Origin of the sequence: Kitasatospora sp. GAS1066B (assembly GCF_041262605.1) — a bacterium.
Lineage (GTDB): Bacteria > Actinomycetota > Actinomycetes > Streptomycetales > Streptomycetaceae > Kitasatospora.
Window position 1 is genome coordinate 1 of the sequence record NZ_JBGCCO010000074.1, and the last position, 6,812, is coordinate 6,812.

4 protein-coding genes and 2 pseudogenes are annotated in these 6,812 nt (G+C 70.3%); 2 read left to right on the top strand and 4 right to left on the bottom strand.

Annotated elements, in window-relative coordinates; all coding sequences use genetic code 11:
* Nucleotides 1-961: hypothetical protein (locus ABH937_RS37910; RefSeq protein WP_370147080.1), on the bottom strand; the 961-nt coding region annotated here is incomplete at its 3' end.
* A 536-nt stretch (nucleotides 962-1,497) separates the two neighbouring features.
* Nucleotides 1,498-1,695, bottom strand: a pseudogene (locus ABH937_RS37915) (transcriptional regulator); the annotation flags it as partial.
* A 1,318-nt stretch (nucleotides 1,696-3,013) separates the two neighbouring features.
* Here ABH937_RS37915 and ABH937_RS37920 point away from each other — a divergent pair.
* Nucleotides 3,014-3,442 carry an RICIN domain-containing protein gene (locus tag ABH937_RS37920; protein ID WP_280694986.1) on the top strand — a complete coding sequence of 143 codons (429 nt, stop codon included), beginning with the start codon at nucleotides 3,014-3,016 and terminating at the stop codon, nucleotides 3,440-3,442.
* Between the two features lie 386 nt (nucleotides 3,443-3,828).
* A pseudogene (locus ABH937_RS37925) lies at nucleotides 3,829-4,037 on the top strand (aldo/keto reductase); the annotation flags it as partial.
* Nucleotides 4,038-4,097: 60 nt separating this feature from the next.
* Here the strand turns inward: ABH937_RS37925 and ABH937_RS37930 are convergent.
* Nucleotides 4,098-5,471 (bottom strand): hypothetical protein, encoded by a 1,374-nt coding sequence (locus ABH937_RS37930; protein ID WP_370220835.1) that lies wholly within the window; start codon nucleotides 5,469-5,471, stop codon nucleotides 4,098-4,100.
* Between the two features lie 59 nt (nucleotides 5,472-5,530).
* A complete protein-coding gene (ddaH, locus tag ABH937_RS37935) occupies nucleotides 5,531-6,385 on the bottom strand; it encodes a dimethylargininase (RefSeq protein ID WP_280694988.1) in 855 nt (284 codons plus the stop codon).
* Nucleotides 6,386-6,812: the final 427 nt, after the last annotated feature.

Below are 6,812 nucleotides of genomic sequence, written 5' to 3' on the forward strand. Positions count from 1 at the left end.
TCACGGTCAACGGGGAGCCGGCGCCCTGCGCGCTCTGGCTGCCGTTGGCGGGATTGGTGGTGTCGGTGGCGGTCACCGTGTAACCGGTGACATGGGCGGAGGTGCTGGGGGTGAAGGACACCGTCGCCTGACCAGCGCCCGCGGCACTCGCGCTCGCCCCGGACGGGGCCGCCGGCGCCGGCGGCACCGCCACCCCGGACGGGACGTTCAGGTTGGTGGCCGGGACGGTGGTCTGCGCGCCGCCGGGCGTCACCTCCACCACCCGATTGTGGCCGCTGTCGCCGATGAACAGGTCCCCGGCTCCGTCCACCGCCAACCCGTCCGGGCTGCTCAGGTTGGTGGCCCCGACGGTGGTCTGGGTGCCGCCGGGCGTCACCTTCACCACCCGATTGTTGCTCTGATCGGCGATGTAGACGTCCCCGGCGGCGTCCACCGCCACCCCAGTCGGGACGTTCAGGTTGGTGGCCCCGACGGTGGTCTGGGTGCCGCCGGGCGTCACCTTCACCACCCGATTGTTGCTGGTGTCGGAGATGAAGACGTCGCCGACGGCGTCCACCGCCACCCCCACCGGGTTGCTCAGGTTGGTGGTCGGGACGGTGGTCTGGGTGCCGCCGGGCGTCACCTCCACCACCCGATTGCGGCCCTGGTCGGCGATGTAGACGTCCCCGGCCCCGTCCACCGCCACCCCGGACGGGAGGCTCAGGCCGGTGCCGACGGTGGTCTGGGTGCCACCACCGGCCGGCACCCTCACCACCCGATTGTTGAACGCGTCGGCGATGTAGACATCCCCGGCCGCGTCCACCGCCACCCCTAACGGGTGGCTCAGGCCGGTGACGACGGTGGTCTGGGTGCCGCCGCCGGCCGGCACCTCCACCACCCGATTGTTGTTGGTGTCGACGATGAACAGCGGTGCGCTGCCCGGTACAGGGGCTGCGGCCGCGGCCGGGGTCGCGGTCAGCATCGTCAACCCCGCCCCACTCAGACACGCCGCCAGCAACACCGACATCGAACGTCGCACAACCCTACGGCCGACCGGCGCACCGGGGACCGCGCCGGGCGCACCCGCATTCACGTCATCGAACACGTCAACACTCCTGGAAGTAAAGGTGCCCCGGGCCGTGGACCGGCCGCGGAGAGAGCGGGAACAGCGCGCGGCACCACCGGGCCGGCGCCGAACTCAGGCCCGACCTGATCCCAGCCCCGCACAGGGCCGCGGTCCTGGCACGGGAGCGAGAGCGCACCCGTACCTGAGAAGCCATCACCACAACGCTCATGACGCCACCACCCACCCAGCCGCCCACCCGGCCCACAGGGACCCCCACCAACATCCACCAGGCCGCTCGCACCGGCCGTGCGACTGTGCAGCGTTGTCGGCGCCCGCCGGGTGGATGCCCCGCCGGGATCGGCGCTCGCCGCTGGTCGGCCGTGCGCCGTCGCAGGGTGGATTTCTGGGCGGGCGCGGTGTCCGAGGTGACGCGCTGGTCTCGCGGTCGGCGTGGAGCGGGCCAGGCAGGCCACCTTGTCGGCGGGTGGGGGCTGGTGGCCGGCCAGGTGGAGGTGGTCGCGCTCGTGGTCGGACAGGCGCAACGCCCGGGCCAGCGCGCCGAGTAGTTGGACCGAGGGCTGCCTGCTGGGGCCCTGCTCGAAAGGTCCCGCACTGGACCCGGAAAGCACCGCGCGTCCGACACCCGGCAGGTCGTTCCCGCCCGCGAGGGCCAGGGCGTCGTCCACAACGACAAGTGCCAGGCTGTCACAGGCTTCTGGGCCAGCCCGGACGACGGCAGGACTCTCACCAACTCCAAGAACCTCGACATCGACCGCCTGGTATCCGTACCCGCGACAGCGTGGAGAGCAATACCTGCTGTTGAAGCCGTGAGCGGCGTGTCATCTACGGACAGCGGACGCCTGGGAGCGTCAGGACGTGTCTGGCACATAATCAGCGGCGTGCTGGTCCTGGGCGATGGGTCATGGCCTTGCTGTGGCGGTGGAAGCCAGCAATGCTGAGCCGATGCCAGGGCAGCGGAAGAGAAAGCGTCAGCGGCGGGACGATATGCGGCGGGCTGCCGCTCGCTTCGCGCCCGACGCGGGCCGCTGGGAGGTGCTCTGCGAGACCCGAGACGAGTCGAAGTGGCGCGATCACCTACCGACTGAGCATCTTCGTGCCGGCCCCCCGCGCCCGATCAGGGCCAGGACCGCGCCCATCATTGATCTTGTGGCAGGCAGAGGTGAGCTGACGGCCGCGTCAGTCGCTGGTCGCCCCCGTCGTGGGGTGGACCGTGACGTGACCGGCCTCCTGACGCTCCACCAGACGCCGCACAACCAGCGCACGCGGCAACCCCCGGCCCACACGCCCACCAGCGTCGCCGTGTTCTCCCATACCAGCGATCAAAGCGGCGTTCCACCAGCGGCGGCATCAAATCCCTCGAACCCGGGACAGCGCCACGTGCGGGTCAGACAAAGAACCCACGTCAGCAAAACGGAGCGCTGGTCTCTCACCCAACGACAGTCACCCGTGACCACTGCCACCCACAGCACGACCAGCCTGACCAGCAAACCTGGACCACCGCCCCGGAAAGCACTACCGACTCTCACCATCACTGACACCACAGCGAGAAATCGCACCGCCGATCGAGGGCCCACCACCGGCAAGACCCACCAACCCTGCTGGAGGTCGGCCGCGCCTTGCCACCTGGTCGAAGCGGCCCGCAACGGACCACTGCCTGGCCAGGTGCCCGTCGCCTACCTTCGGGTCCCGCCCGGCGCCAGCGCCAAGACCCTCGCTCCAAGAATCGGTGAGTTCTCAGCGGCTATACCCAACCTTGATCAGCACGTGGGCCCGGTGTCACGCGCGCCCGCGTATGTTCACGCACGTCGGCGGTCCGGGTACGTGTCCGGGCCGTAGGGGGACGGGCCCGCCAGTACTGTGCCGGGGCCCGGGCCGACGCGGATCCGGGCGCGGCACGCCCCCCTGTTCCGTTCCCCTGCCCCCGTTCTCGTGCAAGGGACCTGTCCGTTGACCATCCACAACGCCCTTCCTCGTGCCCGTGCGGCCGCGGCTGTCGCTGGCGCCGCACTCGCGCTGGCCGCCGTCCTGCCGGCCACCCCCGCGTCCGCCATCGGCGGCGGCTTCGGTAACCCCACGTCCAGCACCCTGGTCAACGTCCACTCCGGTAAATGCTTGGAGATCGCCGACTGGCGCACCGACGTTGGAGCGCCGGCTCGTCAATGGGACTGCACCTGGGGCGGGAATCAGCACCGGAACTACGTCGGCACGCTTGGCGACCGAGGCGAGCTCGGCATCGCCAACCTTAACTCGGCGCTGCTTCTGGAGATCGCCAACTGGCGCACCGACAACGGGGCCCCGGCCCGCCAGTGGCCGGGCTCATGGGTCGGCGTCGCCCAGGCCAATCAAGCCTGGATCACCGCCATCAAGCGATACTGACCCACAGGGTATTGACCGCTGCCCAGGGCAGCGGCTCCGAAGGCGTTACGGCCCGAACCGATCCGATGTCCCTTCCCGGCTTGGGGAGAGCGTCCGGAGCGGGGCTCCGGCCCGAACACCTCTTCAGCTCGGTATGCGGTCACGCGCCCCACGACCAGGCCGGCTGTCAGGTTCGGCTCTCGGGAGGTGGAGTCGCAGCAGCCAGGGGGTGGTTGACGTACGGTCCGGCGGGGGCGAGGGCCGCGAGGTGAGCGTGCCCCACTCGTTGGCCTCGGTGACGCAGGAGGGCTGACAGGATTGCACGCGTTGGCCGTCGGCGCTGCCGCGACTGCGGCAGTGGAGGAGTTCCCCGGCGCCCACGCGAACGACGCCACCGTCCACCGCCGGCCATCGCCTGGGTGGCCGCGCACGGCGAGGACATCGTGCCGCTGGTCGGCGCGGCACCCGTGAGCGGCCGGCCGAGGCGCTGCCCGCGATGAAGCTGCGCCTCAGCGCGGACGACCTTGCCGAGATCGAGAAGGCGGTGCCGCGGGGTGCGGCACGCGGCGACTGGTACCCGGCCGCGTTCATGTCCGGCCTCGGCGCCGGCAACTGAGTCCGGGCCGGGCGCAGGAGCCGCCCGCCCGCCGGAGGGTGGACGGCCCTCTCGCGCCCCTCAGACCTCCTCGTCCGGACCCAACTCGTGCAGGCCCGTGCCGGCATGAGCGCCACTGGCCGTGTTCACCACACCCGCCCTCGACTCCAACGTGGTGGCACGGGCGTAGATGCCGGCGAAGCCGCGCTGCGCTCCGAAGATCCCCCAGACCACCAGCCAGGGCACCAACTCGCCCCGCTCATCGGGGAAGTACTCCGGCAGCGGATCGACCCGGCGCTGGATCAGGTACGGGCCGTCCAGACCAGCGGTGACCTGCTCGCGCCACATCTGCGCACTGACCTGCTCCTCCCAGCCCAGCAGCACGCCCTGACCGCCGTGCAGCAGGGTGGGCTTGAGGACCAGGTCCTCCTGATGGGCCAGCACGTAGTCGAGCATCTCGACCTGCTCGCCGTTCTCCAGGGTCACCTTCCCCGCGCGCAGCATCCTGGTCCACGGCAGGATCCGGTCCAGGCTCACCCGTTCCTGCTCGGTGAGCAGGTGGCGGTTGCGCTCGTCGGAGAGCATCGCCAGCGCGCCCTTGCTGGCGAAGGCCTCGGAGTCCATCGGGGTGAAGATCTTCACCTGGCCGGCCGCGGCGGCGTCCAGCACCGGGTCCAGCAGTGCGGCGGCCTGCGGCGACTCCAGCAGGTCCTCGATCAGGAAGAGCCGCTGGATGATGTCCACCTTCAGCTCGCCGAGCCAGACGGCGCCGTCGCGCACCTCCAACTCGCCGACGTGGCAGCCGTGCGCGTTCATCCCGCGGGTGCGCCAGTGGTCCACCACGAGGGCGACGTAGGGCGCCAGGTCGACGTAGCTGGAGGGCCAGTCGACGATCACCACCACCGGGTCGTCATCCGGCGCGAAGCCGGACTCGGCCACGATGTCGTGCAGCTTCTCGGTGGTGGGATCCGCGTAGGTCAGCCGGTGCTTGTCGGCGAACTCCCCCATCAGCGGGTGCTCCAGCAGCGCCCGCGACATCTCGCCCACGTCGACGCCGCCCAGCGCGCTGCCCATGTTGTACTCGAGGAGCTTGAAGCCCGACTCGTCGACGTACATGTCCGCGCGGATCTGCTTGGTCACCGCGGCGCCCCGGCTGCGCAGGATCGCCGAGACCTGGACGTCGTCCATCCCGACCGCCCGGGCGAAGGCGCCCAGGTCCCCGCCGAACAGCCGCTCGGGCAGGCTGGTCAGGGCGGTGTGCAGGTTCTCCAGGTCGCCCTGCAGTCGCACCTTCTCCTGATGGCCGAGGAAGAGCGGGCGGGAGAGGAACCTGCTCTTGTAGAAGGCGACCAGCATGTCGTTCTGCGGCTGGTCGCCGATCAGTTCGGAGGCGACAGCGCCGCGCTCGCGCACGCTGTCGAGGAAACTCGCCGTCAGTTCAGCGCGATCCGTCACGGTGATGGGCCTTTCCCCTGCGGGTGTCCAGCGGGTGTCCAAGCGATGTTCGGGGCGGTTCAGCGGTCACGCAGTTCCAACGTGCAGCACTTGACGCTGCCACCGGCCTTGAGGAGTTCGGACAGATCCACCCCCAGCGGGTGGAAGCCGCGCTCCTTGAGCTGCTCGATCAGCCCCGACGCGGCCTGCGGCAACAGCACGTTACGCCCATCCGAGAAGGCGTTCAGGCCGAACGCGGCGGCGTCCTCGGCGGTGGCCAGGATCGCGTCGGGAAACAGCGCCTCGAGCACCGCCCGGCTGCCCGGGGTGAACGCCTCGGGCCAGTACATGATCTCGGTGTCGGAGAGCACCGACAGCGCGGTGTCCAGGTGGTAGTGGTTGGGGTTGACCAGGGTCAGCGAGGTGACCGGCACGCCGAAGAACTCCTGGGCCTCGGCGTGTGAGCGCTGGTCGGTGCGAAAGCCCGTACCCGCCAGGATCCGGCGGCCGACCGGGAGGTAGTCGCCCTCCCCCTCGTTGATGAACTCCGGCCACAGCACGTCCTGGTAGCCGTTCTCGACGAACCAGGACAGGTAGGCCGGTCCCTCCGCGGTGCGCTCGGCGTGCCGGAACCGGGCGCCGAGCACCTTGCCGTCCACCATCGTCGCGCCGTTGGCCGCGAAGACCATGTCGGGCAGGCCCGGCACCGGCTCGATCACCTCGACGGTGTGACCGAGCGAGATGTACAGCTCGCGCAGCCGCTCCCACTGCAGCAACGCCAGCCCGCTGTCGACCGGCTTCTCGGGGTGCATCCACGGGTTGATCGAGTAGTACACGTCGAAGTGCTGCGGCCGGCACATCAGCAGCCGGCGCGGGATGGCCACTCTGCTGGCGTGGGCCTCGCGGTCGGCTCCGATGACGTCGGTGTACGGCATTACTGGTTCTCTCCTCAGATGTGGACGAGCCGATGGGTGACGGCTCGCCAGCGACAGGGCCGACGGCCCCGGGCCGGCCCCGGGCAGGGACCCCTTGTACGGGACCCGACCCGGGCCGGTCGGTCGTTCAATCGTTCAGTCGTTGGGTCGGTCGGTCCAGGGCCTAGGACCTGTCGTCAAACCCCCTTCGTCGCCCGCAGGGCGGCTTGGCGGCGTCAGGTGCGTGCTCTCGGCGTGCCGGGCGCAGGCCCTCGTACTGGACGTACTTGGGCCTGTGCCCGGCGCGGCGAGAGTGCGTGCATGGCGTCGCCGAGCAGAAGGGGGTTTGACGACAGGGCCTAGAGGCCCTTCAGGCCGGTGGACAGGTCAGCGGTCAGCGGGGCGAGCGCGGTGTGGTAGTCCGCGATCATCTCGGTGACCTTCTTGT

Excerpts from the sequence above, each read along its gene's own strand:
- ddaH (WP_280694988.1), bottom strand. The coding sequence starts at position 6,385 with ATGCCGTACACCGACGTCATCGGAGCCGACCGCGAGGCCCACGCCAGC.